Annotated in this window: 19 protein-coding genes and 1 rRNA gene; 14 read left to right on the top strand and 6 right to left on the bottom strand. The window is 48.8% G+C overall.

All coding sequences use genetic code 11. The features are described 5' to 3' along the window. Window positions 1–213 precede the first annotated feature (213 nt). Window positions 214–417, top strand: coding sequence for a hypothetical protein (locus L6I86_RS21285; protein WP_056611440.1), 204 nt, complete (start codon window positions 214–216; stop codon window positions 415–417). 80 nt (window positions 418–497) lie between these two features. Here the strand turns inward: L6I86_RS21285 and L6I86_RS21280 are convergent, their stop codons facing one another. The 6 genes from L6I86_RS21280 to L6I86_RS21255 all read right to left on the bottom strand — a co-directional run bounded on the left by L6I86_RS21280 (window position 498) and on the right by L6I86_RS21255 (window position 8,545). Next, entirely contained in the window at window positions 498–1,466 is a 969-nt protein-coding gene (locus L6I86_RS21280) for a sugar phosphate isomerase/epimerase family protein (RefSeq protein WP_056611435.1), read from the bottom strand. 51 nt (window positions 1,467–1,517) lie between these two features. Then, window positions 1,518–2,672, bottom strand: coding sequence for an MBOAT family O-acyltransferase (locus L6I86_RS21275; RefSeq protein ID WP_236290339.1), 1,155 nt, complete (start codon window positions 2,670–2,672; stop codon window positions 1,518–1,520). A 90-nt stretch (window positions 2,673–2,762) separates the two neighbouring features. Then, window positions 2,763–3,680, bottom strand: coding sequence for a hypothetical protein (locus L6I86_RS21270; RefSeq protein WP_236290337.1), 918 nt, complete (start codon window positions 3,678–3,680; stop codon window positions 2,763–2,765). A 91-nt stretch (window positions 3,681–3,771) separates the two neighbouring features. Beyond that, window positions 3,772–4,971 carry a class-II aminoacyl-tRNA synthetase family protein gene (locus tag L6I86_RS21265; RefSeq protein ID WP_236290335.1) on the bottom strand — a complete coding sequence of 400 codons (1,200 nt, stop codon included), beginning with the start codon at window positions 4,969–4,971 and terminating at the stop codon, window positions 3,772–3,774. Between the two features lie 7 nt (window positions 4,972–4,978). Continuing rightward, entirely contained in the window at window positions 4,979–5,230 is a 252-nt protein-coding gene (locus L6I86_RS21260; RefSeq protein ID WP_065854648.1) for an acyl carrier protein, read from the bottom strand. A gap of 51 nt (window positions 5,231–5,281) precedes the next feature. Then, on the bottom strand, window positions 5,282–8,545 hold the full coding sequence (locus L6I86_RS21255) for an FG-GAP repeat domain-containing protein (RefSeq protein WP_236290334.1): 3,264 nt from the start codon (window positions 8,543–8,545) through the stop codon (window positions 5,282–5,284). A gap of 259 nt (window positions 8,546–8,804) precedes the next feature. Between L6I86_RS21255 and L6I86_RS21250 the strand changes: the two genes are divergently transcribed. The 13 genes from L6I86_RS21250 to L6I86_RS21190 all read left to right on the top strand — a co-directional run. Continuing rightward, entirely contained in the window at window positions 8,805–11,357 is a 2,553-nt protein-coding gene (locus L6I86_RS21250) for a U32 family peptidase (protein WP_236290332.1), read from the top strand. Window positions 11,358–11,780: 423 nt separating this feature from the next. Then, window positions 11,781–12,866, top strand: a complete 1,086-nt coding sequence (locus L6I86_RS21245; RefSeq protein WP_236290330.1) for an ABC transporter ATP-binding protein — start codon at window positions 11,781–11,783, stop codon at window positions 12,864–12,866. Beyond that, window positions 12,859–13,575, top strand: a complete 717-nt coding sequence (locus tag L6I86_RS21240) for an ABC transporter permease (protein WP_056611390.1) — start codon at window positions 12,859–12,861, stop codon at window positions 13,573–13,575. Before L6I86_RS21245 ends, L6I86_RS21240 begins: the two co-directional genes overlap by 8 nt. 5 nt (window positions 13,576–13,580) lie before the next feature. Next, window positions 13,581–14,969, top strand: a complete 1,389-nt coding sequence (locus tag L6I86_RS21235; RefSeq protein ID WP_236290328.1) for a GldG family protein — start codon at window positions 13,581–13,583, stop codon at window positions 14,967–14,969. Continuing rightward, on the top strand, window positions 14,966–15,898 hold the full coding sequence (locus L6I86_RS21230; RefSeq protein ID WP_236290326.1) for a DUF4340 domain-containing protein: 933 nt from the start codon (window positions 14,966–14,968) through the stop codon (window positions 15,896–15,898). Before L6I86_RS21235 ends, L6I86_RS21230 begins: the two co-directional genes overlap by 4 nt. A gap of 881 nt (window positions 15,899–16,779) precedes the next feature. Further along, window positions 16,780–17,004: a hypothetical protein gene (locus L6I86_RS21225; protein ID WP_056611378.1), complete on the top strand. Its 225-nt coding sequence runs from the start codon at window positions 16,780–16,782 to the stop codon at window positions 17,002–17,004. A 28-nt stretch (window positions 17,005–17,032) separates the two neighbouring features. Further along, window positions 17,033–17,977 carry a spore coat protein gene (locus L6I86_RS21220; protein WP_236290323.1) on the top strand — a complete coding sequence of 315 codons (945 nt, stop codon included), beginning with the start codon at window positions 17,033–17,035 and terminating at the stop codon, window positions 17,975–17,977. 184 nt (window positions 17,978–18,161) lie between these two features. Then, window positions 18,162–18,647: a DUF6130 family protein gene (locus L6I86_RS21215; protein WP_236290322.1), complete on the top strand. Its 486-nt coding sequence runs from the start codon at window positions 18,162–18,164 to the stop codon at window positions 18,645–18,647. Window positions 18,648–18,824: 177 nt separating this feature from the next. After that, window positions 18,825–19,526 (top strand): heptaprenylglyceryl phosphate synthase, encoded by a 702-nt coding sequence (gene pcrB / locus L6I86_RS21210; RefSeq protein ID WP_236290320.1) that lies wholly within the window; start codon window positions 18,825–18,827, stop codon window positions 19,524–19,526. A gap of 7 nt (window positions 19,527–19,533) precedes the next feature. Then, a complete protein-coding gene (pcrA, locus tag L6I86_RS21205) occupies window positions 19,534–21,906 on the top strand; it encodes a DNA helicase PcrA (protein WP_236290318.1) in 2,373 nt (790 codons plus the stop codon). A 67-nt stretch (window positions 21,907–21,973) separates the two neighbouring features. After that, window positions 21,974–23,995, top strand: coding sequence for an NAD-dependent DNA ligase LigA (ligA, locus tag L6I86_RS21200; RefSeq protein ID WP_236290316.1), 2,022 nt, complete (start codon window positions 21,974–21,976; stop codon window positions 23,993–23,995). Between the two features lie 27 nt (window positions 23,996–24,022). Continuing rightward, window positions 24,023–25,036 (top strand): DUF1835 domain-containing protein, encoded by a 1,014-nt coding sequence (locus L6I86_RS21195; protein ID WP_236290314.1) that lies wholly within the window; start codon window positions 24,023–24,025, stop codon window positions 25,034–25,036. 221 nt (window positions 25,037–25,257) lie between these two features. Beyond that, window positions 25,258–25,350, top strand: a 16S ribosomal RNA gene (locus L6I86_RS21190); the annotation flags it as partial.

Genomic DNA, 25,350 nt, shown 5'->3' with positions numbered 1-25,350 from the left:
TAAATAGTTGCACAGATGGACATTTTATACGTACAAGGGATATTAAAGAAATCTGCCTGCATGGCTAGCCAAATAGGCCTAATCCCAAACAAAAGGTGACAAACTTGTTACACATCGATGCAACTACTTGCATCTCGTGTCCAATCGAGCTAACATAGTATTAAAATAGCAGGACGTGTGCCTTGCACCGAGTTACTATAAGGAGGTTTCACCATGTTATTAGCAGAAGCAGCTGAAGCATCAACTAGCACGTATACAAGCTTTGATATCTATGTTTTGATCTTCACAGTGGTGATTGCAATTGCCGTTATCCGTCAATTGATCAACCCAAGAAGAAATCTGTTTGCACTTGGATTTGGAACTGTATCTCTACTCGTATTTCTTTTCATGGATGTCATCATGATCAAAGGCTGGTAGTACATACAAGTAAACAAAAGCCCGCAGGACTCTAGATCGGAAGATCTAGCCTGTGGGCTTTTTGTGTGCGATCTATTCGATTACACCCACCACATTTCACCAAGTGGTTCCTTGATGAGTACTTGTTGTAGGTTCGATACGGCCTTGGAGAAGCCCTCGTCAACGGACATTAAGCCGTCTTCGTGCTCGATACTGACGACATAGTCATAGCCAACCAGACGCAATGCACTGATAATATCTGCCCATACTTTCATGTCATGACCGAAACCAACGGAACGGAACTGCCAAGCACGATCCAGCATGTTCGTGTAGGACTGCATGTCCGTGACACCGAAACGGTTCGTGTTGTTGTAATCATGTGACGTATCTTTCGCATGGAAATGGTGAATCGCGTTCGCGCGTCCAAGAATTTGAACCGCTTGTACAGGATCAATGCCTTGCCACCACATGTGACTTGGATCCAAGTTAGCACCGATTGCCTCACCTGCAGCTTCACGAAGACGAAGAAGGGTAGCTGGCGTATGTACGGAGAATCCGCCGTGCAGCTCTAATCCGATTTTGATATTACGATCTGCTGCGAATTTACCTGTTTCTGTCCAGTAAGGAATGACTTTGTTCGTCCACTGCCAGTCCAAGATCTCTTGGAAATCGTTCGGCCATGGCGCTACCGGCCAGTTCGGATATTTGGCATCCTCATGGTCACCAGGGCAACCAGAGAACGTGTTAACAACAGGTACTTCAAGGCGTTCAGCCAATTCAATCGTTTGTATAATAGCATCGTGGAACTCTTTCGCGATGTGTTTTTGCGGGTGAAGAGGGTTACCGTGAGCGCTAAGTGCGCTAATCGTCAAGCCGCGGGACTCTACCGCGTGTTTAAAAGCTTTCAGTTTACCTGCATCAGCAAGTAGTTCAGCTGGGTTGCAGTGTGCAGTACCTGGGTAGCCACCCGTACCAATCTCAACAGCGTCCAAGCCTTTCGCAGCAATATAATCCAAAGCTTCCTCGAAAGGTTTTCCACCGAAAAGAACCATAAAAACGCCTAACTTCATTCGATTACACCTCCATAATTGATAAAACAATCAGATCAAATTATACCACTATCATCCAGTAAAATGAAGCAAGCCTTTATAGATCCGAAGCACGGTATCGTAATTCGAACTATAGATGATAACGGAGAACGTCACGAGCGTCTGCGTCACCAAACAGCGGAAGTAGAAGTATGCTTTAGACACCTTTTTCTTATTCACGGTCGTGAGTTTGAAGATATTCTCAATCGCGATAATGATGCCATGGTACAGCCCGTAAAAGAAGTACAACCACGTAAAGCCATGCCATAAGCCCATCAGCACCATGATCAGGATGGATAGACTGGCTGTGAGCGCCGTGGAGGGAGTTTTACGCGAGAAGAACATGAAGATGTGATCCCGGAAAAAATCGCCCAGCGTCGCATGCCAGTTCCGCCAAAACTGCGTCATGGAAGGTGAGAAGAGAGGCTTCTTGAAGTTCTCAGGCATCGTGTAGCCCATTAATCGGCCAAAGCCAATCGCCATATCGGAATAGCCCGAGAAGTCGAAGTAGATGAGCGCATAGAACCAGACCAACAGAAATAACGATTGATGCGTGTGAAGCTCCTGCTTCAATACGTGGTCGAACACCCCAGTCATCCAGGTGACGACGACGATCTTTTTAAATAAGCCTAAAATAATACGCTTTATACTGTCTTCAAACAGCTTGGCATCTACCGTGTAGGGCTTCTTGCTGTCAGCCATAAAATCGCGGAATTTCAGAATCGGTCCGGAAGTGAAAGTCGGAATGAATATCAGATAGTTGGCATAATCAATGGCTGGGACCTCGCCGTCTTTTCCAAAGAAATAAGCGAAATAGTACGAATCAATTACTTTGAGAACGTTGTAAATGAGTCCTAAATAAATGATGGCGTCGAACAATGGAGAGCTGAAAACACCCATAACGAAAAAACGAACACCGAGAAAGACACCGACAATATTCGCGGCGATTCCGAAAATAAAGGTCGCTTTCCGCCATATCGTCGTCCGGCACAGATACACAAACCCAAAATAATTAATAATCGTAAAAGCAGCATAGAAAACGACCAGCTTCTTACTAAACAACAGGAGAAAGCACAGACTGAATATGATCATCAAAATGCGCTTATTATCCGCCCACTTGCGGGTGAGCATCAGAACGGCAATCATGCCACTCATCGCGACCATCGCGTTCATGTGCATATAAAACATAGCTAAAGAACTCCTCGCTTGCTAGATCTTAGAACTTCTCGTAGATGAACAATCCCTTGCCGGTAAAATAAATGAAAACCAAGTAAAGCATCACGAGGTAGATGAGGATTTCGACGGTTTTCCTAAGGAATTTAACCATGTGTCAACCTCCTTCGTAAATAGCGGCGCGCCTTCTTCCCGGTTCAAGTGAACAAGGTCATGGAAATAACGCGGATCGTACGTGTGCATCAAATCGAGCGTGGGAACGTTCGCAGCCTTTAGCTGGGTGTTAACGGCATCCTTCAGTGAAGCGATATAGGGAGGATCGGAGTAGCCTTTGTTCCACGGCATCCAAATCACACGCAGCGCGAGATTATGCTCGTCCGCATACTGGAGCACCCACTGTAGGGCATCCAGATTGTCTTGGAAATCCTTCAAGGTCATGGCGCCGAACCGCTTGTCGTAGTCGTCCCACTTGGTCTTCAGAGCAGCGTCGTCCTTGCGGCCTGGGTACAGCTCCTTATCAATCCAGCGAGGCTCGAAGGCAAGGCTGCCTTTACTTAAATTGCGAGCAAACTCGATACCCGAATCGCGGAAGTAATCGCGGTACGTATACACATATGGCTGATACCAAGGCTTGAACCACTGATAGGTCGGATCTGTTTCGAGAGGGTCGAGCATCGTATGCACGTCGATCCCGATGACAAGCTCATCCTTCACCTGATAGAGGTTGTTCTTCAGTATGCCCTTCAGATCAGTCAACTTCCCGTAGGAAAGCCCCATCTCGACCAAATGGCTATCCGACTTCTCTTCGATATAAGCACCCGTAACGGCCGAATTACCGAAGAAAACCGGACCCGTATGGGACCAGCTATGGTGGTAGAGCGTTTTGGTGAAGTCGTTTTTGTAAAAACGGCGTGAAGACGCCATCGGGTTCCACCAAGAGATAAGCAGGTCGGAGACGACGATGGCGAGCAATAGGCCGAGTGCAAAGCTATTTTTTTTGAGAAAAGCAGCGGTTGCTTTCAATAGAATCACTCATTATCTTCGTAGTGGTTAAAATGAAAACCCAAGGACTCGTTCGTATAACACGAGCACCCTGGGGTAATTGAAATAAGACTTACAAAGCCTTCTCTTGCCAAGCGTGGTACTGCTCACGGAAAGTAACAGGCCATTGCCCCTCATCGAGACCGTACTGTGCAAGGAACGCGAACGCCCAGCGCTCAATACCGAAGCCTACGCAGCCCGTAACGGCGTTACGTTTGCCCATTTTAATATTAAACGCATTCCCGAATGTGTTGCTATGGAAATTAACGGAAGAACATGCAATGGACTTCTTCACATGCGGAATGTTCAGGCGAAGCTCGTACTTCATCTCCTGGTTACGTTGGAAAGACGCTTTCACTTGGAAATCGTTCGTGAAGAACGGATCGTTCGCGATCTCCAGCAAGCTGTCTACTTGCCATTCAACGGCCAATTCTTTCAAATACTCGATGGATTTCAAACGGTTCTCTTTCACGAATTCCGGCTTACCGACGAAAATAATTTCACGCATTGAGAAGTCGAGTAGGCGACCGAAGTCTGAATGGTTCTTGGACTCGAAACGGTGACATTTCGCAATCGCGGTCACGACAATGCCGTCGCCTTCCAGGGTTTCATTCTCAAGACCTTCATAGCAGTGGTAACAAGTCGAAGGGTTCATCATGAAGTTAGGCTTCACCATGTTGTTGTCGAGTGCCAAAGGCTTCTCTTGATCCCAACCACCAGCTTCGCGAATCGTTTGGGAGAATGCCTCAATGACATCGAGATCTTCACGCAGATGCGTCACGAAATGAATGTGCTCAGGGAACGAAGTGAAATGGTTCGTTTTGTTCAACGTATGGCTATTGATGACCGCAGGATATTGTTCCTCTTGGACACCTTCGAAACGTCTCGCAATTTTGCTGACGAACGAGTAGTCAAGGAAACGCATCAAGCTGGAGAAAGGCTCACGGAAGATGAACAGGCCGGGCTCTAGCACCTTAATCGCTTTACGCTCAGCGAGCTCAGCAATAATATCGCCTTCATAAGGCGTGTCGACTTTATTTTCGAACAGGATATTCTCTTTAAACCCGAAATCGCCATGAGAGAAACGCTCAATGAGACGCTCGACCCGCTGAGTAATACCTTCATCGCCGTTTGGTGAGTTGTGGGTAATGATGATGTGTCCATCGATCAAAAGGATTTCTTGAATATGCTCATCAGCGAAAGCAGAGGCATATTTGACTTGACCGTGCTGGCTTTCAGCAAGACCAGCCAATGAGATTTTAACTGTCGTCATGAGTCGCTTACCTCGCTGTCTTCTTGGAAATAAATTCGGCAATTTCATTCACCGTGTTCATCGGGTAGAGCATCAAATCTTGGTTCGTTACTTGCAGGTTATACGTTTTCTCAATGTGAGCGATGAGGGCAGTCGCCCCAACGGAATCGATAAACCCATAATCGAACAGATGAACGTCCACATCGAAATCGTCGTCATCCTCGGCAATTTCGTAACGCTCGCGAATATGCTGCTCAAGCTCTTCTAATAAAGTAGACATGGGGAAAGCCTCCTGATTCAAAAATAAGTAGATAATTAAATGTGGATAGGGTTACTGCGCATTGGCGACAGGTCCGGTAAAAGTAAGTGTCGTCACATCCCCATATCGGGTCAGTGTGTAAGTTTGGGAAGCGGCGTCATGCAGGACGGCAACATCAGGTGAAGACGCTATTTTGAGCTCAACTGGACTAAACAATTTAACTTGCTGCAGACCCGCTGATTCAAGCTTCAATTGATAGGTATTTCCTTTCTCCGTAAGGGTAAAAGGAACATTTGAACGGACAACATGGAACTGTTGTGACGATGGGCCCACGCGAATCTCAGTTTTCTTCGCTAATCCGAGATAAAACTTGTTCTCAATCGTCGTATAGATGTTTGAATTGCTTTGCAGGGAATATAGGGCGAGCTTATCCCCTTTTTCAATGGTGACGCCTAAGGTATCCGCGTACTCTTCAGCTAAAAGAGAAACATCTGATGTTTCAGGTGACAGCGTAGCGTGGAAGTGGGGACTGCCACCGCTGAGGCGATCCTTCAATCGATCCCACAGGTAGGACGCCCAGGATTGGCTGATCTTCACATCGCTTTGCATAGCGGATAAGAACGATTTGGCCATCTGTGTTTCGGACATAAAGTTATAATCATGCTTCGTGCGAAGCTTGTCAAAGTAATCAGCAAATTCCGTTAAATTAGCAATTTTCTGAGGTTCAGGGAAATGGTATTCAATATGCTCGAAGTAATCAATCGGCATATCCAGCTTTACCATAGATTCGAAAACATCTGTGTTCGCATTGTCACCAGCCGGCCTAAGGACAGGTGTAGGTGCATGAATGAGCATCGTCGTATCGGTCTTTCCTTGCTCATCTTGTAAAAGGAAGGGAAGCGACCAGATCGATTCTGGACGAGCAAGCACAGGTGACTCGGAAGGTAAGAATCCGAAGTTGTACCACATGCCTTTTCCTTTCTCGGTAAGCAGGGTTTGATCGTGATCTTCATTATTAATGCGCCAGGTGTGCTGGTTCGTTCCAGGATGTAACCATGGAATGCCAAGCTTATCGAAAGCCTGTTGATGCAGGTTGAACTCAATTCTCTCGTCATCAGCACTCTTAAAATTATGTACAAATGTGTGCGGATTTAATTGTAAATGCTGATCTTTGGCATACGCAATGAATTCGTTTAATTCCGTTTTATAAGGAAAGTGCGGGTCATCGATCGCTACTGGAGAGCCGAATTCGATGCCACCCACGATGAGATCGTCATTGCCATCGTGATTGATGTCCAGCCATAAAGGCACGGAATAATGTCCAGCAACCAACGCGTTATTGCCGACTTGGTTTAAGGTTGTCCCTGCCAGGGGACCTTGTGACGTCCATGCGCCGTCGGCGCTTTGGAGGAACACTTGCAGATCCCCATCGCTGCTGCCGACCACGAGATCCGGTCGGCCGTCTTGATTCATGTCACGCACCGCTGGCGCGGCGTGCGTGGAGCGGTGCGGCAGCGTGATGATTACGCTGCCTTCTGTAAGATCCAGGGCCGCTGCGCTTCGGCCCTGATACAGCCACACTCGTCCATCGGCTGCGCCTAGGACGAGGTCGAGCTTGCCGTCGCCGTTCACGTCGGCGACGCTCGGTGCTGCAGGCCCTCCGGGCAGCTGCAGCGCAGTTCCGCCCGCGAGCACGGCCGCGGGCTTGCCGAACCTGCCGCTAGCGAGCTGCGGCAGCTGCCACACCCCGCCGGACTCGTCTGCGACGACGAGGTCCGTGCGGCCATCCCCGTTCACGTCGGCGGCGTGAACGGCACTGTAAGGGCCGAGCTGGAGCGGCGCGCCGCTCTCCAGCAACAACTTCGCAGGCGCGCCGAACGTGTCGGGCAGCGCCAAGCCCTTAGGCGGCGGCTCGCTGACGTAAGCCGCCTCATCCTTGCCCAGATTCGTGTAGACATACACGAATCCATCACTGCTGCCGGCCAGCAAGTCCGTGCGGCCGTCGCCGTTCAGATCCGCAGCGGCAGGGTACGCGCGGTACGGCAGTTCAATCGCGCTTTGCAGATCGCGATACGGCCCGTACGTGGCTTGCCGCAAGGGGATGCCGGCAGCCATTACGTGCAGTCCGCTCGCGTAGCCGGAGCCGGGCAGCTCACCCACAAACGAAGGCTTCGCATTCGTTCCTGTGTTAAGCTGCACCGTCACGCTCTCGCGCCATTCACCCCAGTAGAAGGCGTTGCGCACGAGCGTAAACGAGGGAACCTCGTTGTACTCCTTCAGCTTCTCCGCCCAGGCAATGCCGTCTTTTTGCCCGATCGACGGCATCGCCTCGAAATGGTTCTGAAACGCCATCGCAGGACGGCCATATGGCCCAAGGCTCTTCTTAATACTGTACCCGAGCGTTTCCTTAGACACATAGGAGAGCAACTCACTGCGATACTGCATATTAGCCGCTGTCCAAGCGAAGTTAAAATATGGCTCAATCGGCAGCGCTCTTTTATTGAAGTAAGTCGTTCCCGGTGTTGGCTTGCTTGCTGCTTGGTATTTCTCTGCGAGCAGGGAAAAGCCTAACTTCGGATCGAATCCGCTCTTCATATCAAAGCCCGTAGGGAAGTAACGGTTCGGTAGGAAGTTACTGCTGATGAGCACGGCACCTTTGCCCACACGATTGTGCAAGACAAGGGAGACAGGCTGCTTCGAATCGGATGCTTTCGACATGTTAACAACGGATTGCCCCGTAGATGGATTGAAGCCGTAGCCAAGGTGAAATCCAGGCATATCATCCGTGGCATTATGTTTGAGATAGCTTTGAGTAAACAATTGAAACGATTGCTGAATGCCTTGTAAATTAACAGGTACCTGTGGATAGCCAAGCGTTAGCGAATCTGAAGTCTGCGGCGTTAAGGCTAAGTTGCTAATGGGCACTTTTTTTAAATCAACGATCCCAGCTGCACCCAGAAAGTCTAGCGGAAACCGATTCGCAAACTCATTTTCCAACAATAAATGTCCGCCCTGCTTCACGAAAGCTATTAATTTATCCGCTTGTTTGGACCATGCAGCATCTTGGGCTAGCCCTGGATCCAAATACAGTGCGTCGTACTTGCGAAGCTGACGGGTTGAGATTGCAAGCAAACTAGTTCTATCAATTTCAACACCTGCTTGCAAGGTTTGCTCGAAATTACTATAAGCGGCAATATCATAAGAATCTCCGCTCGTTGCGTACAGAAGCTTAGTTTCCTCGACTTTTGGCAAAAATAGAAGGGTTAGCACGATGACTAAGGTGCCAAGGCTTAACCCGATCAGTAGTTGGGTTACACGAATTTTCGACAAATTCAAAAGGATCCCTCGATTGCTAGAAAGGTTGCAATTCACCCTTGTCGAAGCATGGGGAATTGTCAATAAAGGTCACTATCCTTGCCATTATAGCATTCATAGATAGGTTTGTTAACTTCTAAAGGCATGGTAACGGACCGTATTGTCGGATATTGGCTTTATTGGAGATATCCCTGCCCTAGATTCCTACCTATCGTTTCTGTTACACTAAAGAGAAGAGTTTGAGGATTACCGAGGATTGATATTGAAAGGATTTGCTGCCATGCGTACGATACGCAGAGAAGATGTAGAATTATTGGCCCCCGCGGGGGATTGGGATTGTTTGCGAGCGGCTGTAGCCAATGGGGCGGATGCCGTGTTTTTTGGTGTGGAGAAATTCAATGCGAGAGCGAGAGCGCATAACTTTACGATGGCTGAGCTGCCGGATATTATGTCGTTCCTTCATCTATATGGTGTTCAGGGCTTCTTGACGTTTAACATTCTGGTGTTTGAGGAAGAGTTGAACGATGCCAAGCAATTAATTGAAGCGTGTGTCGATGCGGGCGTAGACGCGGTAATTGTTCAGGATTTGGGCTTGGTTAAAATGATTCGTGAAATCTCACCCGATTTCCCGATTCACGGTTCAACGCAGATGACGATTACATCGCCGGAAGCGGTTGAATTTACGAAACCGTTCGATATTGAGCGTGTCGTTCTTGGTCGCGAGAATAACCTGAAACAAATTAAACAAATCGGTGATCAAGCGAAGCTTCCGATGGAAGTCTTCGTGCATGGTGCACTTTGTGTGTCCTATTCGGGACAATGCTTGACCTCCGAAATGTGGGGAGGCCGTTCCGCTAACCGTGGTGAGTGCGCGCAGGCTTGTCGTTTGCCTTATGATCTGATGGTCGATGGTGAGCAAAAACCGATGGGTGACGTCACATATCTGCTGTCGCCGAAAGATTTGGCGGCGATTGAAATCGTGCCGGAACTGATCGAAGCGGGTGTTCGTTCTTTTAAAATTGAAGGGCGTCTGAAGACCCCTGAATATGTAGCTAATGTCGTGAGCAAATATCGCAAAGCGATTGATCGTTATTTCGATGGGCTGGACGCTCGTCCGTCCAAAGAGGAAGTGCGTGAGCTTCAGCAAAGCTTCTCACGTGGTTTTACGGTTGGGTTCCTGCAAGGAACCAACAACAAGCAGTTGGTTGACGGCACGTTTCCAAAGAGCCGTGGAGTATTCGTGGGCCGTATCAAGCAGATTCTGCGCGATGCGGTGATCTGTGAGCTAGAAGCGCCGCTGAAGCGCGGCGATGGGCTAGTTTTCGACGCGGGGGATCCGACGAAGAAGGAAGAGGGCGGACGCATCTACGATTTGCGCCGTAAAGGAGAGAAACTCGAAGGCGAAGCCGAGGGTGGATTGATCGAAATCGTTATGGGACGCAACGATGTAGAGCTTGGTCGTTTGCACGTTGGCGACCGTATCTGGAAGACGAACGATCCTGCGCTCGACAAACGTCTGCGTCAGACGTTCGAGACGGATAAGCCTTACCGTACATTCCCGGTAAGCGTAAAAGTAACCGGCGTCCTTGGCGAGACGCTGAAGAGCTGGTGGACGGATGTGAAAGGCGGTCACACCGTCTTCGTACAGTCCGAGCTTCCGCTAGTTCAAGCGGAAAAAAGACCAATGGACGAACAGCTCTTCACCGAGCAGTTCGGTCGTCTTGGCGGCACGATTTATGAGCTTGCCGAGCTGGATGTCCAGCTGGACGGCGCGCTGATCGTGCCGATGCGTGAGCTGAACGGCATGCGCCGCATGGCTGTCGAGCTGATGGAAGACGAGCGGCAGAAGCCGCGCGCGTACATCAAGCGAGAAGTCGGCGTGTATGATGACGTGCCGGTAGCTGTGACCGAGCATCACGCGGCTGTTACGGCTGTGAATGCACCTACTCTATCCCAAGCAGATCGTAGTAGCGTTGAGTTGACCGCACTTTGCCGTAGCTTGGATCAGGTGAAGGCTGTGCTGGCGACAACGGACGTCAACTTGATTTATGCTGATTTTGAATTTATTAAGCAGTTCCCTGCCGCTGTTGAAGCCGTTCATGCCGCTGGGCGCAAAATTGCCCTCGTAACACCACGGATTCATATGCCAGGGGAAACGGGCTATTTTAACAATATACTCAAGCTTAAGCCAGATGCAGTTCTGATTCGTAATACGGGTGCAGCCTACTATTTCTTGAAGCATCGCTTTGAGAATCCAGATGCACCACAACCACAGTTGATTGGTGACTTCTCCTTGAATGTGGCCAACCATAAAGCCGCAGATTTGTTCTTGGCTGCCGGGCTCTCGAAGGTTACGCCTTCGTATGACTTGAACATTCAGCAGATGGTTGACTTGCTTCGCCGCGCGGAAACATCCAAGCTCGAAGTCGTCATTCATCAGCACATGCCGATGTTCCACACGGAACACTGCGTGTACTGTACGTTCCTGAGTGAAGGAACAGACTTCACGAACTGTGGTCGTCCATGTGAAGAGAAGCGTGTTTCTTTGCAGGACCGTGTGGGTATGTCTCATCCTGTTCGCGTAGATGAAGGCTGTCGGAATACCGTTTACAACGCGATAGATCAGTCTGGTGCCGAGTATTTGAACCACTTCATGGATCTGGGCATCCGCTCGTTCCGTGTAGAGTTCTTGGAAGAGACACCGGAGAAAGTAACGGAAATTCTTGATTTGTATCGCAAAGCAATCGATGGCCAAATTAGCGGAACGCAAGTATGGCGTTCACTGAAGGCAACGAACCAGTTGGGTGTAACGAAGGGTACTTTGGTTAAATAAATAGTTGGAACATCATAGGTATTCCTTAGAGAGGTGAGCAGAAGCTCACCTCTTTTTTATTTCTCAGAAAGTTATATAGGATTTATGTAGGGTGTATTGAAATAGTGAACATTTTATTGAAATAAGTGCATAGTATCCGATCTGCAGTGGGCTTTATAATGAGCGATAACACGAAATGAAAACGCTTTAATAATCGCTTATCTCGGATGGGTTCAACCGTATGATGGACAACATTCAGCTGTTGTTCGAGTATATCCGACATCATGCGCACTAGCGGAATAAAGCTAGAGTATACACATCCACTTGTTCACAATTTAGACACATTATTTTAATCTATTTTTCAGATTTGCTTAAGGTTGGTTTATTGTTCCACCCGTATAGTGATGATGAATAATACGAACGCATAGAAATGGGGGATCTTGGATGCTAGAGGTCAAACAAGTCAGCAAGCTGTACGGAAATGATCGCGGCGTGCATAACATCGACTTCTCGATGCAGCGCGGTGAAATCGTCGGCTTCTTAGGGCCGAATGGTGCTGGCAAAACAACGACGATGCGCATGATTACAGGTTACCTGAATCCAACGCATGGTCAAATATGGGTGGACGGTCACTCCATGTCCGACAACCCGAAGAAGGCGCGCCGTAAGATCGGCTACTTGCCGGAAACACCACCGCTGTACCCCGAGATGACGGTACAGTCTTACCTGCGCTTCATCGCCAACCTGCGCGATGTGCCTGCGCGCGAGCAAAAACTCCGTGTCGGCGAAGCCATCGACAAGCTTGGACTGCAAGGTCGCGAGAAGCAAATTATTCGCTCCCTCTCGAAAGGCTACAAGCAGCGCCTCGGACTCGCGCAAGCGATCCTGCACCAACCGGATCTGCTTATTCTGGACGAGCCCACGTCGGGCCTCGATCCCAAGCAGATCATCGAGATCCGCCAGCTCATCCACGAGCTGGGCGAGAACCACACCGTGCTGCTGAGCACGCACATTTTGCCTGAAATTAACGCGATATGTAACCGCGTTCTCATCATTAACCAAGGCCGCGTCGTCCTTGACGAGCGCCCTGAGCATCTCGGCCGCACGATGGGCGAGACGTTCGAGGTGTCGCTCGAGGTCAAGGGACCTCGCGAGCGAATCTTGCACGAGCTGCGCAGCCTGCCTTCCATCGGCGAAGTCAAAGAAGTCGACGCACCGGAAGCGGGTGCAGCAGCACCGGCGGCGTCTGCCCTTGAATCTTTGGAATCCGCGGAGTCTGCTACAGACGAAGCAACCGATGTTCCCGCAGTTGCTCTTTCATCCGCACCAGCCGAGTCCGTCAAACTCCTCGTCACCTCCGCAGATCGTGCAGAAGACATCCGCGAAGCGTTATTCTTCCGTCTCGCAAGCGCAGGCTTACCGATCTTAGCGATGAAGCGGGAAAGCCTCAGCTTAGAGGATATCTTCCTCAAGTTGACGACGGACGAGCCAGCGGACACATCCAAAGAGGAGGGTGACACCGATGCGTAGAATTTGGGCCATTTGCTCCAAAGAACTGCAAATGTATTTCTTCTCGCCAGTTGCGTATGTGGCGTTTGCCTTCTATGTGCTGTTGTCGAGCTTCTTCTTTTACGTGAATTTCGTGGCTGGACAGCCACCAATCGTGGACGCGCGCTCCATTGTGGGCAATACCACGTTCATCTACCTTTTCATCATCCCACTACTAACGATGCGTCTTGTTGCAGATGAGTTTCGTCAGGGTACGGATGAGTTGCTTCTGACATCACCTGCCGGTATTAGCGAAATCGTGCTGGGTAAATATCTATCCGCTCTAATCGTACAAGTCGGCCTAGTGGCGATCTCCCTTGTATATCCGCTCATTATGTCCTCCTTCGGTACATTGGATATGCCTGTCACGTGGTTGTCGTACCTCAGCATGTTCCTATTAGGCTGCGCGATGATGGCCATTGGCTTGTTTGCATCCAGCTTGTCGAATAACCAGATGGTTGCGGGGATTACAGGCTTTGTTATTTTGCTGTTGCTGTGGCTATTGGATTGGGTTAGCAGCTCTATGACGGGTAAATTGAAGGATTACGTAGGTCAATTCTCATTGACCGGTCACTTAGGAAATCTCCAAAAAGGCGTTTTTCACGGCGGCGACATCCTCTTTTACATCACATTAACAGCCGTGTTCCTGGTTCTTTGTATACAAGTCCTTGAAAGAAAGCGTTGGAGGTGAGCGGAATGAATAAGTGGATACGGGGAACTAATGCGACGGTTCTATCAATCGCGGTTATCGGCATTTTCATTATTCTGACAATCTTCCTTCACTCGCTTAAGGGCTTCCAGGTCGATTTGACGAAAAATAAAAATTTCACGCTCTCAGAGCAAACAACCGCTGCACTCAAAAATCTCAATCAAGATATTCACGTCATCGCCTTCACAAACAGTGGAGATGGCAATGATTTTGTGACACGTCAAGTTACGGATATGGTGGCTGAGTATAAGAAGCAAAGCAGTAAAATTACGTATGATGAGTACGATATGCTGAAGCAGCCTTCGATGGCGAAGCAGTATGGGGTGGACCAAGGCGGAACGATTATTTTCGAATTGGGAACCAAAAAGCAAAACATCAACTTCTATGAACTGTTTGTGGGACAACAGGATGGTTCCTACACATTCTCAGGTGAAGAGAAATTTACACAAGCGATTCAAAGCCTGACATCCACGGAGAAACATACGGTTTACTTACTGTCAGGTCATCAAGAGTATCCGGCGTCTGCTATGAGTATTTTTAAAAGCAGCCTGGCTGCTGCCAACTACGACGTGAAAGATCTGAATCTTTACGTAGAAGGCAAAATCCCGGATGATGCGCAAATGCTCATGCTTCTTGGACCGACCAACGATCTTAACGACAAAGAAGCAGAGCTCATTCAGACCTATTTGAAGGGTAAAGGTAAAATTTATATCGCGCTGGGCTTCAATAAGGATATGACGACGAAGTGGAAAAATATCGATGCCATCATGAAAACCTACGGTGTTCAGGATCAGCACGCGATTGCGATTGAAACGAAACAAACGTCGTTGTATGACCCGTTAACGATCATTCCAGAGTACGGCTCACACGATATTACGAACAAATTGTCCAACAATAATTTGATTACCATGCTCTCCTTGGCTGTTAGCTTGAATGCGGATGAAAGTGCGCCGGACTATACCAAATCCTTGCTGTTAACAACAACGGATAAAGCTTACGGTGAAACGGACATTAACCTGCTTGCACAGAACAAGACGAAGCAAGATGTAACCGATGTTAAGGGTCCGCTGAACTTGGGTTACGCCATCTCAGACAAAGATAACAAGCCGAAAGCTGTTATTCTAGGTGGTTCTACATTCGTGTTGGATGAAGATATTCAGAATCAAGGGAATAAGGACTTTGCTCTGAACAGTATTGGCTGGCTGCAAGAACAGAAAGATCAAATTACGATCCGTCCACGACAAGGGGATGCGTATCAACAGGCAATGATTACACCTAGCCAAGCGAATACGATTTTCCTCATCACCATCGTGTTCTTACCACTCTTGTTCCTTGTCATTGGCGGCTTGATCTGGTGGAGGAGGAGAAGAGGATGAAACGGTTTATTCCAACCATTCTGTTAGTCGTCATTTGCATCGGTGGCTTCTGGTACGCCTCAAGCAAAGACTTCTTTCAAGAGAAGAAAGATGAACCCAAGTCCCTTCTAATCCTGAAACAAGAAGATGTGAAGGCTGTCACCGTGAAAACGGAGGAGGAGCAGATTGAATTAAGCCGCACGACCACTGGTTGGGATATGCAAAAGCCAGCGGCTGCGCCGATCAATTCGAATCAAGTTGACTCATGGTTAGATATGTTAGGTCTGGTAACGTCGACTAAGCTTGTGGAGGATCAAGCAACGAATCTAGCCGAATATGGCTTAGATAAACCAGTGGGCACCTATGAAGTCACCTTGAAGGACGGTTCCAAACAGGGCTTGCTCGTAGGGACTGCGTTGCCGATCGAAGGCTTCTCTTACGTACAAGTGGAAGGCTCATCTGCCGTGTATCAAGTCAGCGATCAATCGTTGACATCGCTGAACAAAACGCCGGTCGACTTTGCCGACACAAGTCCTATTCATCAAGAGAACGACAAGGTACAAAGTGTCAAGTTGACATGGAAGGGCCAGTCCTGGACGCTTTCTAAGACAGATAAAGATAAAGTCGCTGCGGACGCAAGCTGGAAGCTTGGGGATAAAGAGATGAAGGGCACGGAGGCAAGTCCGCTGCTCGATCAATTAATCTTCTTGCATACTGGCGAATTACCGCAAGCGGCAGCTGGGACGCCGACAACAGGTGGAGAGCTTAAATTGGAGATTGCCATGACGGTAGACGGGAAAGACGTTACCGATGTTTATGAGGGTAAATTGAGCGGAGAACAAGTGTGGTTAGCCAAGCAGGGTGGGCAGTGGGCCTACTCGCTGGCAGCCGAGGATATTCAAAAACTAGCAGATGCGTATGCGGGCAAAACCGCTCAGCCTGCTTCCTAATCGAAAGCTGCTTCCTACAGGGATTAAACTGTAGCGAAGCAGTTTTTTGTTCATGTAGGCCTCCGGTGGTCGCAGACAACTCACCTAACACCTGCTATTTTAGGAAGTCCAGCGCCTTCAGCGCCCTAACTCCATTAACTTTCCATCTTCTCCAGCACCCTAACTCCATTAACTCTCCATCTTCTCCAGCGCCCTAACTCCATTAACTCTCCATCTTCTCCATTGTCCTAACTCCATTAACTCTCCATCTTCTCCATTGTCCTAACTCCATTAACTCTCCATCTTCTCCATTGTCCTAACTCCATTAACTCTCCATCTTCTCCAGCGCCCTAACTCCATTAACTCTCCATCTTCTCCATAGTCCTAACTCCATTAACTCTCCATCTTCTCCATTGTCCTAACTCCATTAACTCTCCCTCTTCTCCATTGCCCTAACTCCTTCAACTCTCCATCTCCTCCATTGTCCTAACTCCATTGACTCTCCATCTTCTCCATTGCCCTAACTCCTTTAACTCTCCCTCTTCTCCATTGCCCTAACTCCTTCAACTCTCCATCTTCTCCACCTGGTCATCCTCCAGCCATTCCTCCCCCCTGCCACTGGATAAATCCAGTGAAATCCCCATTCCAGACCTGAAAATGAGACTTTCATTGGATAAATCCAGTAAAATCTTAGATTTCACCATAGAAAATGTCCTTTTTAGTGGAAAAGTCCAATGGAATGGTCTGTTTTCGCCTAAGAAAGTGAAAAACACTGGATATATCCAGTGTTAGCGACATATTCACCATCCTAGCTTAAAGTGGTGAAGCAGTTTTTTTGTTCATCCGACATAAAACGGCATTTTTTGGGAAAAATAAAAGAGAGGAAAGGAGGTCACATGCACATGTATAACACGCAAGAGAACCAAGCTATTTCAGGTAAAGAACTTTCGTATCTAACGGATACGTTCAAGAATGAAGAATTGTTAGCGAAGCTTTGTGTACAAGGCGCGGTGAACAGCCAAAGTCAGTCCTTGAAGCAAACCTTGTCTCACCTATCGCAAGAGCGTTTGCAAAATATGAGTATCCTGATCAATGCCCTGCAACAACAATCCGGAATGACCCACTAATTCGAACCTACAAGGAGGTGCAAGACGCATGTATCAGCAAAATTCTCAACAACAGCACCAACAGCAGCAAGTAGACTTAGAAGATCTGGACTTTGCCAACTTCGTCCTGTCTGAATTGAAACGCAGTGCACGTGAATACACAACGGCTGCCTTGGAAGCTGCTAATCCTAGCATTCGACAGACTTTCGAAACCTTATTACAAAAAACATTAGATGACCAAGCGCTTGTTTTTCAAGAAATTCAGAGTCTTGGCGGTTATCAGATTCAACAGGCTGAGCAGCAGATGATTGAGCAAGAGATTCAGAAGCAGAGTCAGACGGCGTTACAAGTACAATCCATCGTCCAGCAGCATGTGAGCAGAGCGGCGTCAGCAAGCTTTGATCAGCAAGATCGGAGTTCGGAGTCATCAGCACAGTCTCAGCAGCATCAGTCGTACGCACAATCACAGCCGCAATCACAATCACAACAGCATCAATCGTACCAAACACAGTCCCAGCAGTCCGAACAGTCGTACCAACAAAGACAGCCATACAGTCAGCAACAAGGACAAACAAATCAACAGCAGAACCAAGTTGCGGCACTGCACCAAGCGCCAACGCCAACGGCAGCACCTACACCTTCGTTCCAGCCAGTGAATTATGCTAACCAGTATCCGAATGCGGTATACAATAATCAACAAGGTCGAGGCCAAGGATATACACCTAGTCAGTCTCAGCAACAGTCCTCTTCTTATAACCAAACTCCAACAAGGAGCTACCAAGATCAAAGCCATGATCAGTCAAGCTACGGTCGTGGATCTCTGGGATATGCTGCTTCTTCCAACCATGCGAATGAGAATACAGGTATAACGGGGGCAGGCAGAGGTGCGCAAGCACGTATTGTTTCCCGTACTCAGCAAGGCATGCCATCGTCCGGTTCCGAAGGGAACTCCTACACGAATAGGTCGCAAGAAGGTACGAAATATAACTTCTAAGCAAGTGTAATCACGAGTAGATCGTTTCCGGATAATCAGACATCCTGTCCTCCTCGGGCAGGGTGTCTTTTTTTCTTCCTCTAATTTGTCCCACTATTTTTCTAATTCAGGAATGAGTACGGCTTGGCACACATATATAAGGAACATAGGATGTCCAAACTTAGGAAAAAGGGAGCTTAAGCTGATGAAAAAAACATGGGTATATGGTGCGGCTACTTTAGTGGTACTGGGAGCATTAACAACGGCGTGCGGTTCCAAAGATGAGGTCATCCCGTCCGTAGCAACTGGGACAAAGGATGCGGGTACGACGACAACGGTTCAAGTGAAGACGGAGACGGGAACAGGAACAGGAGCAGGAACGAAGGCGTCTACGACGAGTGCTAAGCCTGCGATAGATGCCAGCTACAAAGTAGATGGGAAGAATGTCACGATCACGTACCAAACGTCCAATTTCAAATTATCTGAAGAAGACATGAATAAAGCCAATGTACTGGGAGAAGGACATCTCCACTTGTATGTGGATGGTAAGCAAAAGGCGATGATCGGCAAGACAGGCCCATTAACCCTCACGAATTTAACAACAGGTGCCCATGAAATTAAACTTGAGCTTCAGCAAAATGACCACAAAGAAATCAATGTAGAGAAAATTCTCAACATTGTCGTGAAATAACGAACATTTGTACGCATTCGGGCGCAAATGTAGCTTCAACGAAGATCGGATACGTTCAGTTGCATATTCCTCTAAAAGACGGGCGATTAGCCCGTCTTTTGTCATTTGACACACCAGAATGCGTAGCATAGACTGTTGATAGTATGGCAGAACTGCCGCCTAATCGGAGGGAAACAATTGATCGTCGATATACGTAAGTGGAAACATGTATTTAAGCTCGACCCAGACCGGGACATCTCAGATGAGGCGCTGGATCGGCTCTGTTTATCGGGTACAGATGCGATTCTCGTAGGTGGCTCCTCCGGAGTGACGTTCGATAATACGGTAGATCTTCTATCGCGAATCCGTCAATATGAGGTTCCTGTTGTCTTAGAGATTTCGAATCAGGAAGCGATCGTACCGGGATTTGACCTTTTCTTGATCCCCGTTGTGCTGAATGCAGATGATCCGAAATGGATCGTCGGTCAACATCACGAGGCGCTCAAGGAGTACGGCGCATTACTGAATTGGGATGAGATCGTAGCCGAAGGCTACATTATATTGAATAAAGAAGCGACGGCAGCCCAGCTGACCTCAGCGCGTACCGACTTGGATGCGAAGGACGTAGCAGCTTATGCGCGTATGGCGGACAAGCTTTTTCACATGTCGATTGTGTATTTGGAATACAGCGGCACCTTCGGAGATATGGAGCTCGTCCGTCGGACGCGGCAGGTGCTCGAGAATGCCCGTTTATTGTATGGCGGTGGGATTGACTCGCTAGAGAAAGCGCAACTAGCAGCCGAAGCGGCAGATACCATTGTGGTCGGCAACATTATATATAGTGACTTGGAGCAGGCGCTTCAGACCGTGCATGCGAACTTTAATAGAAATGGAAGGTAACTCTAACGTGAATGAAACTGTCAATATTTTAGAAGCTGTCAAAAAGTTGAATCCCCAACAGCGCAAAGCTGTAGAAGCCGTGGACGGCCCTCTTTTAATTATGGCTGGAGCAGGAAGCGGTAAGACGCGCGTGCTCACGCATCGGATCGCCTACCTGATTGGCACGCGCAAAGCGGCGCCGTGGAACATTTTAGCGCTAACCTTTACGAACAAAGCAGCGCGCGAAATGCAGGATCGTGTAGGCAAGCTGGTAGGTGGCAGTGGAAGCGACATTTGGGTATCCACGTTTCACTCCATGTGTGTGCGCATGCTGCGCAAAGACATCAATCGGATCGGCTTTTCCTCGAACTTTACGATTCTAGATTCTGGTGACCAACTATCTGTCATCAAAACCTGCTGCAAAGAACTCAACATTGATACGAAGAAATACGAGCCCAAAACATTCCAAGCAGCCATCTCCACTGCCAAAAACGAACTTATCTCTCCTAAACAATTTGAAGACAAAATCGGTGATTACATTGACGGGTTGACCTCAAAAATTTATACCCTGTATCAGAAGAAGTTAAGAGCCAACAACTCCTTGGATTTCGACGATTTGATTATGGCGACCATTCATTTATTTAAAGAAGTGCCAGAGGTGCTGGAATTTTATCAAAACAAATTTCAATATATTCATGTGGATGAGTATCAGGATACGAACAGAGCGCAATATATGCTGTGTCAGATGATCGCGTCCAAACATAAACGCATTTGCGTCGTCGGGGACAGTGATCAGTCCATTTATCGTTGGCGCGGAGCGGATATTAGCAATATCCTCAATTTCGAACAGGATTACCCGGATGCAACGGCGATCCTCTTGGAGCAGAATTATCGCTCAACTTCGAATATTTTGCAGGCTGCGAATAAAGTCATTGCGAACAACACAGGTCGTAAGCCGAAAAACCTTTGGACAGATAAAGAAGGTGGCGTTGGGATTAAGCTGTACCAAGCGGATACCGAGTATGAAGAAGGTTACTTCGTTACGAATGAAATCAATAAGAATAAGTCCAATGGCAAAAGATTCGGCGATCACGCGATTCTATACCGTACGAATGCTCAGTCCCGGGTCATCGAGGAAATTTTGATTAAATCGGATATTGCCTACACCATCGTCGGCGGGGTTAAGTTCTATGATCGTAAAGAAATTAAGGATATTTTGGCTTACTTGAGACTCATCTCCAACCCGAACGATGATATTTCCTTGAACCGAATCGTGAACGTGCCGAAAAGGGGCGTTGGCGGTACGACGTTGGATAAAGTGGCGGAAATGGCTGGACGTAGAGGGATTTCCCTATTTGCCATGTTAGAGGAAGTTGATTCTCTTGAGATCAACACGAAGGCGAAGCATGCCCTTGCTGATTTCCGCGAGATGGTGGATAACCTCAACCGCATGGTGGACTACCTGTCCGTAACCGAGCTTACCGAGAAAATCCTTGAAATGTCTCAGTACCGTTTAGAAATGCAACGCGAGAACACCATCGAATCCAAGGCTCGTCTCGAAAATATTGAAGAGTTCCTGTCCGTGACGATGGACTTTGAGAAGCGTAATGAGGATAAATCCCTCATTTCCTTCCTCACAGACCTAGCATTGATCGCGGATATTGATACACTAGATAAAGATAAACCCGAAGAAGAGCAGGATGCTGTTGTCCTCATGACGATGCACAGCGCCAAAGGACTCGAGTTCCCGGTTGTGTTCATCATCGGGATGGAAGAAGGCGTTTTCCCGCACAGCCGTGCATTCGCCGACAACGAAGAGCTTGAAGAGGAGCGCCGTTTGGCCTATGTGGGCATTACGCGCGCCGAGCAAGAACTGTTCCTCACGTGCGCGCGCATGCGTACGCTCTTCGGCCGTACCGCCGCGAACGCGCCGTCGCGATTCCTTCAGGAGATTCCGAAGGAACTCCTGGAAACCGTCTCCGCTGGCGGCGCAAGCGGAGGCTTCTCACGAGGAGGCCGTTCCGGCGGCACCTCGTCCTGGGGCAGCGGCGGCAGCGCCGCTGCATCGAGCCGCGGTGGCAGCACCACCGGCTCGTCTGCTTGGGGCACACCGTCCTCCTTCGGGGGACGGCCTAGAACGGGCACTGCCGCTGGCGCGACTGCTGCGCCAAGCCCTGCGGCCGCGCCCCGACCGGCTGCGTTCCGGGCTCCGCAGCCTGCCGCAGGCGGCGGGGTGACGGACTACAAAGCCAGCGACCGCGTGTCGCATGGCAAATGGGGTGTCGGCACCGTCGTGTCCGTAAAGGGCTCGGGTGATGACACCGAGCTGCAAATTGCTTTCCCGGCGCCTGTTGGCTTGAAGCGCCTGCTCGCGAAGTTCGCTCCAATCACGAAAGTGTAGGAGCGCTCTGCCTTGCCTTGTCTTACCCTTGTCACACACATATTCTCATTGAGAGAGGAAGTCCGCCATGACCGATAAACTCGCGGCAATGAAAACCCTCATCCAAGAAATTAACAAGCATAACCACAACTACTATACGCTGGATCAGCCTACGATTTCGGACGCAGAGTGGGACGCGCTTTATGATAAATTGTCCGAGCTGGAGAAGGAGACAGGGGTTACCCTGCCGTCCTCCCCTACCCATCGGGTAGGTGGGGACATCCTCAAAGGCTTTGAACCGCACCGTCATTTAGCACGTCTCTGGAGCCTGGACAAAGCGCAAAACGCCGAGGATTTAGCAACTTGGCATGCACGCGTGCTTAAGCTGATCGCGGATTACAATAGCAAGAACCCTGAAACACCGCTGCCAGACCCGACTTACGTGGTCGAGCTGAAGTTTGATGGGCTTACACTAAACCTAACCTATGAGCAGGGGCAGCTGGTCCAAGCCTCTACGCGGGGGAACGGTACAATTGGCGAGGGTATTTTGGCCCAAGTCAAAACAATCAAATCGATCCCGTTAGAAATTCCTTACGATCAAGGGACGATTGAAGTACAAGGCGAGGGCGTCATGTTCCTGTCTGTCCTAGAAGCTTACAATCAGACGGCCGCAGAGCCGCTCAAAAACGCTCGTAATGCCGCAGCAGGTGCCCTGCGTAATCAGAACCCTAAGTTAACCGCAGAGCGTAAACTGAACGCTTTCTTCTATAATGTGGGATACTCGAGTGACCTTCAATTTGAAAATCATGCGGAGATGGTTCAGTTCTTGCGGGATAACCTGTTCAAAATCAGTAACCGCACGCGGTACTTCTCCACCATCGAAGAGGTAAGTAGTGAACTCGAACGCATCGCTGAGGAGCGATCCAGCTTTGACTTCCTTATTGATGGAAGCGTCGTGAAGCTGACGGATATGCGCACGCGAGAAGTATTCGGCTATACAGATAAATTCCCCCGTTGGGCGATTGCTTACAAGTTTGAAGCCGAAGAGGCGACGACCATCCTGCAAAGTGTATCTTGGGAAGTCGGCCGCACGGGTAAAATCACACCTCTAGCCCGCGTAGAAGCCGTTGATCTCGCAGGCGTGACGGTGCAGAACTGTACGCTCAACAATGTCGGGGACATTGAGCGCAAAAACCTCAAACACGCCCTCGGCAGCCTCGTCTACATTCGCCGTTCGAATGACGTCATTCCAGAGATTCTCGGCAAGGTTACCGAGGAGAATGACGGCGAGGAGATCGTTGCTCCGACGCATTGCCCGTCCTGCGGCAGTGAACTGGAGATGCGTGGTGCGCATCTCTTCTGCCTCAACCGTCTCGGCTGCAGTCCGCAGCTTGTGGGCCGGATGGCGCATTTTGCTTCGCGCGATGCGATGGACATAGAGTTTTTCAGCGAGATGACCGCCTCACAGCTGCATCAAGAGCTGGATGTCCGTGATCCTGCGGATCTGTACACCTTGCAATTCGAAGATCTCGTGAAGCTCGATCGCTTCGGCGAGAAGAAGGCGCGTAATCTGCTCAGCGCCCTCGACAAGAGCAAGTCCCGCGATCTCGCGTCTTTCCTGTATGCACTTGGCATCCCGAACTCCGGCAAAACCACCACGAAAGTGCTAGCCGATCACTATCGCAGCCTTTCGCGCATCATGGAAGCAACGACAGAGGAGCTGATCACCCTCCCAGACGTGGGTGGTATCGTAGCGGAGAGCATTCACTCGTTCTTCCGTGATCCTGTGATGGTATCCAGCATTGAGCGGATGCTAGCCGCAGGCGTGAACCCCGTTGCAGAGGAAGCCCCGGTCATCGTGGCCAGCGAAGATAACCCATTCTTCGGCAAAACGATCGTCCTTACAGGAACACTTTCCTCGATGGGACGGGACGAATGTGCGAAGAAGCTCGAAGCCAGAGGTGCTAAGATCACCGGCAGTGTCTCCAAAAAGACCGACATCGTGATCGCAGGCGAAAGCGCAGGCAGCAAGCTGACCAAAGCGCAGGAGCTAGGCATTCGAATCATTGAAGATGAGCAGGAGCTTTTGCAACTGCTAGGTGAAGTTTAATCAATATAGAAGAGAGGTGACGGTGCCATGCCATTAACGACCCTGCATATCGTCAACGGAGACGCATTTGGCGATAAACTGCGAGCATCTGGTATCAATGGTGAGATTTTGGTATGGCACGAGTCGCTCTATGAGGGACCTATCGGCATGCAGATGTCACATAGTGCCCTTTTATCTATGAGAGCAACTTATATGAATAATCGTTATGGCATTCCCGAGGACACTTTTAAATCGCAGACCATTCAGCAGGAAGCGAAGCTGGATACCCTCACGGATGAAGTGGACGAGGTTGTCCTATGGTTCGAACATGATTTATATGATCAATTGATGCTGTGTTATTTGCTCTCTAGAATCGATGAGGTAACTCGTCGTCCCTTCCAACTATCGTTGATCTGCATTGATGGCTTCCCTGGCATAGATCCTTTCTATGGCTTGGGGCAATTAACCGTGGATCAAATTCTATATCTGCATGGTACTTGGTTGCCTGTGAGCGAAAATCAGCATTCCCTTGCCTGCAAGGTCTGGACAGCCTATTCGGCTCCCGAGCCTATGCTTATGGCTACGTTATTGGATGAAGACTTATCAGGACTCCCTTTTCTTAAAAAGGCCTTAGAGGCCCATATAGCTCGATTTCCTTCCATGCAAAATGGCTTGTCCGCCATTCAGCAGCTGACACTTGAGCTGATAGTGGATGACGAGGTGTCCGTCTTGTCCTTATTTCAAACCATATCTGAGCAAGCAAGTCACTATGGCTTAGGAGATCTGCAATTCTTTGGCATCCTGAATGGGCTGTGGCATTGCGAACATCCCCTTATCCAAGTCCTCGGTGGTGAAAGGCTGCCAAGGTACAATGAAGCATGGCCGCCGCAATTTGAAAATTACAGAGTAAAGATAACAGAAATGGGTAAACTTATTCTTACGTGTGAGCAGGATTATATCTTCCTGAACGGGATCGATGACTGGATCGGTGGCGTACATTTGCATGGTAGGAAGGATGTTTGGCGTCGAAACGCAGTAACTGCAGGCTTTTCAAAGCTGTAAGATAATGGATTTTAAAAGATGCTTGCATTTCATTTTGAAACCTGATAATATATGTTCTTGTCACCGCAAGAGCGATGCATTAACGCTTTAAACGGTAACGCAATAAAGCTCTTTGAAAACTGAACAAATGAATGAAGCATATCAGCAAATTCAGTCACGTAAGTGACTACAATTGAGATTGCAAAATCTCGCTAGCTTCAAATGAGCATTTCAGATTTTCTATTATGGAGAGTTTGATCCTGGCTCAGGACGAACGCTGGCGGCGTGCCTAATACATGCAAGTCGAGCGGGTTTATCCTTCGGGATAAGCTAGC

The organism is Paenibacillus allorhizoplanae (assembly GCF_927798215.1).
In the GTDB taxonomy this organism is placed as follows: domain Bacteria; phylum Bacillota; class Bacilli; order Paenibacillales; family NBRC-103111; genus Paenibacillus_E; species Paenibacillus_E allorhizoplanae.
This window is presented reverse-complemented; position numbering and strand designations above follow the sequence as displayed.

What these genes read in the sequence shown, in the direction of transcription:
- L6I86_RS21285 (WP_056611440.1), top strand. Translation starts at nt 214, where the DNA reads ATGTTATTAGCAGAAGCAGCTGAAGCATCAACTAGCACGTATACAAGC.
- L6I86_RS21280 (WP_056611435.1), bottom strand. Translation starts at nt 1,466, where the DNA reads ATGAAGTTAGGCGTTTTTATGGTTCTTTTCGGTGGAAAACCTTTCGAG.
- L6I86_RS21275 (WP_236290339.1), bottom strand. Translation starts at nt 2,672, where the DNA reads ATGTTTTATATGCACATGAACGCGATGGTCGCGATGAGTGGCATGATT.
- L6I86_RS21265 (WP_236290335.1), bottom strand. Translation starts at nt 4,971, where the DNA reads ATGACGACAGTTAAAATCTCATTGGCTGGTCTTGCTGAAAGCCAGCAC.
- L6I86_RS21260 (WP_065854648.1), bottom strand. Translation starts at nt 5,230, where the DNA reads ATGTCTACTTTATTAGAAGAGCTTGAGCAGCATATTCGCGAGCGTTAC.
- L6I86_RS21250 (WP_236290332.1), top strand. Translation starts at nt 8,805, where the DNA reads ATGCGTACGATACGCAGAGAAGATGTAGAATTATTGGCCCCCGCGGGG.
- L6I86_RS21245 (WP_236290330.1), top strand. Translation starts at nt 11,781, where the DNA reads ATGCTAGAGGTCAAACAAGTCAGCAAGCTGTACGGAAATGATCGCGGC.
- L6I86_RS21240 (WP_056611390.1), top strand. Translation starts at nt 12,859, where the DNA reads ATGCGTAGAATTTGGGCCATTTGCTCCAAAGAACTGCAAATGTATTTC.
- L6I86_RS21235 (WP_236290328.1), top strand. Translation starts at nt 13,581, where the DNA reads ATGAATAAGTGGATACGGGGAACTAATGCGACGGTTCTATCAATCGCG.
- L6I86_RS21230 (WP_236290326.1), top strand. Translation starts at nt 14,966, where the DNA reads ATGAAACGGTTTATTCCAACCATTCTGTTAGTCGTCATTTGCATCGGT.
- L6I86_RS21225 (WP_056611378.1), top strand. Translation starts at nt 16,780, where the DNA reads ATGTATAACACGCAAGAGAACCAAGCTATTTCAGGTAAAGAACTTTCG.
- L6I86_RS21220 (WP_236290323.1), top strand. Translation starts at nt 17,033, where the DNA reads ATGTATCAGCAAAATTCTCAACAACAGCACCAACAGCAGCAAGTAGAC.
- L6I86_RS21215 (WP_236290322.1), top strand. Translation starts at nt 18,162, where the DNA reads ATGAAAAAAACATGGGTATATGGTGCGGCTACTTTAGTGGTACTGGGA.
- ligA (WP_236290316.1), top strand. Translation starts at nt 21,974, where the DNA reads ATGACCGATAAACTCGCGGCAATGAAAACCCTCATCCAAGAAATTAAC.
- L6I86_RS21195 (WP_236290314.1), top strand. Translation starts at nt 24,023, where the DNA reads ATGCCATTAACGACCCTGCATATCGTCAACGGAGACGCATTTGGCGAT.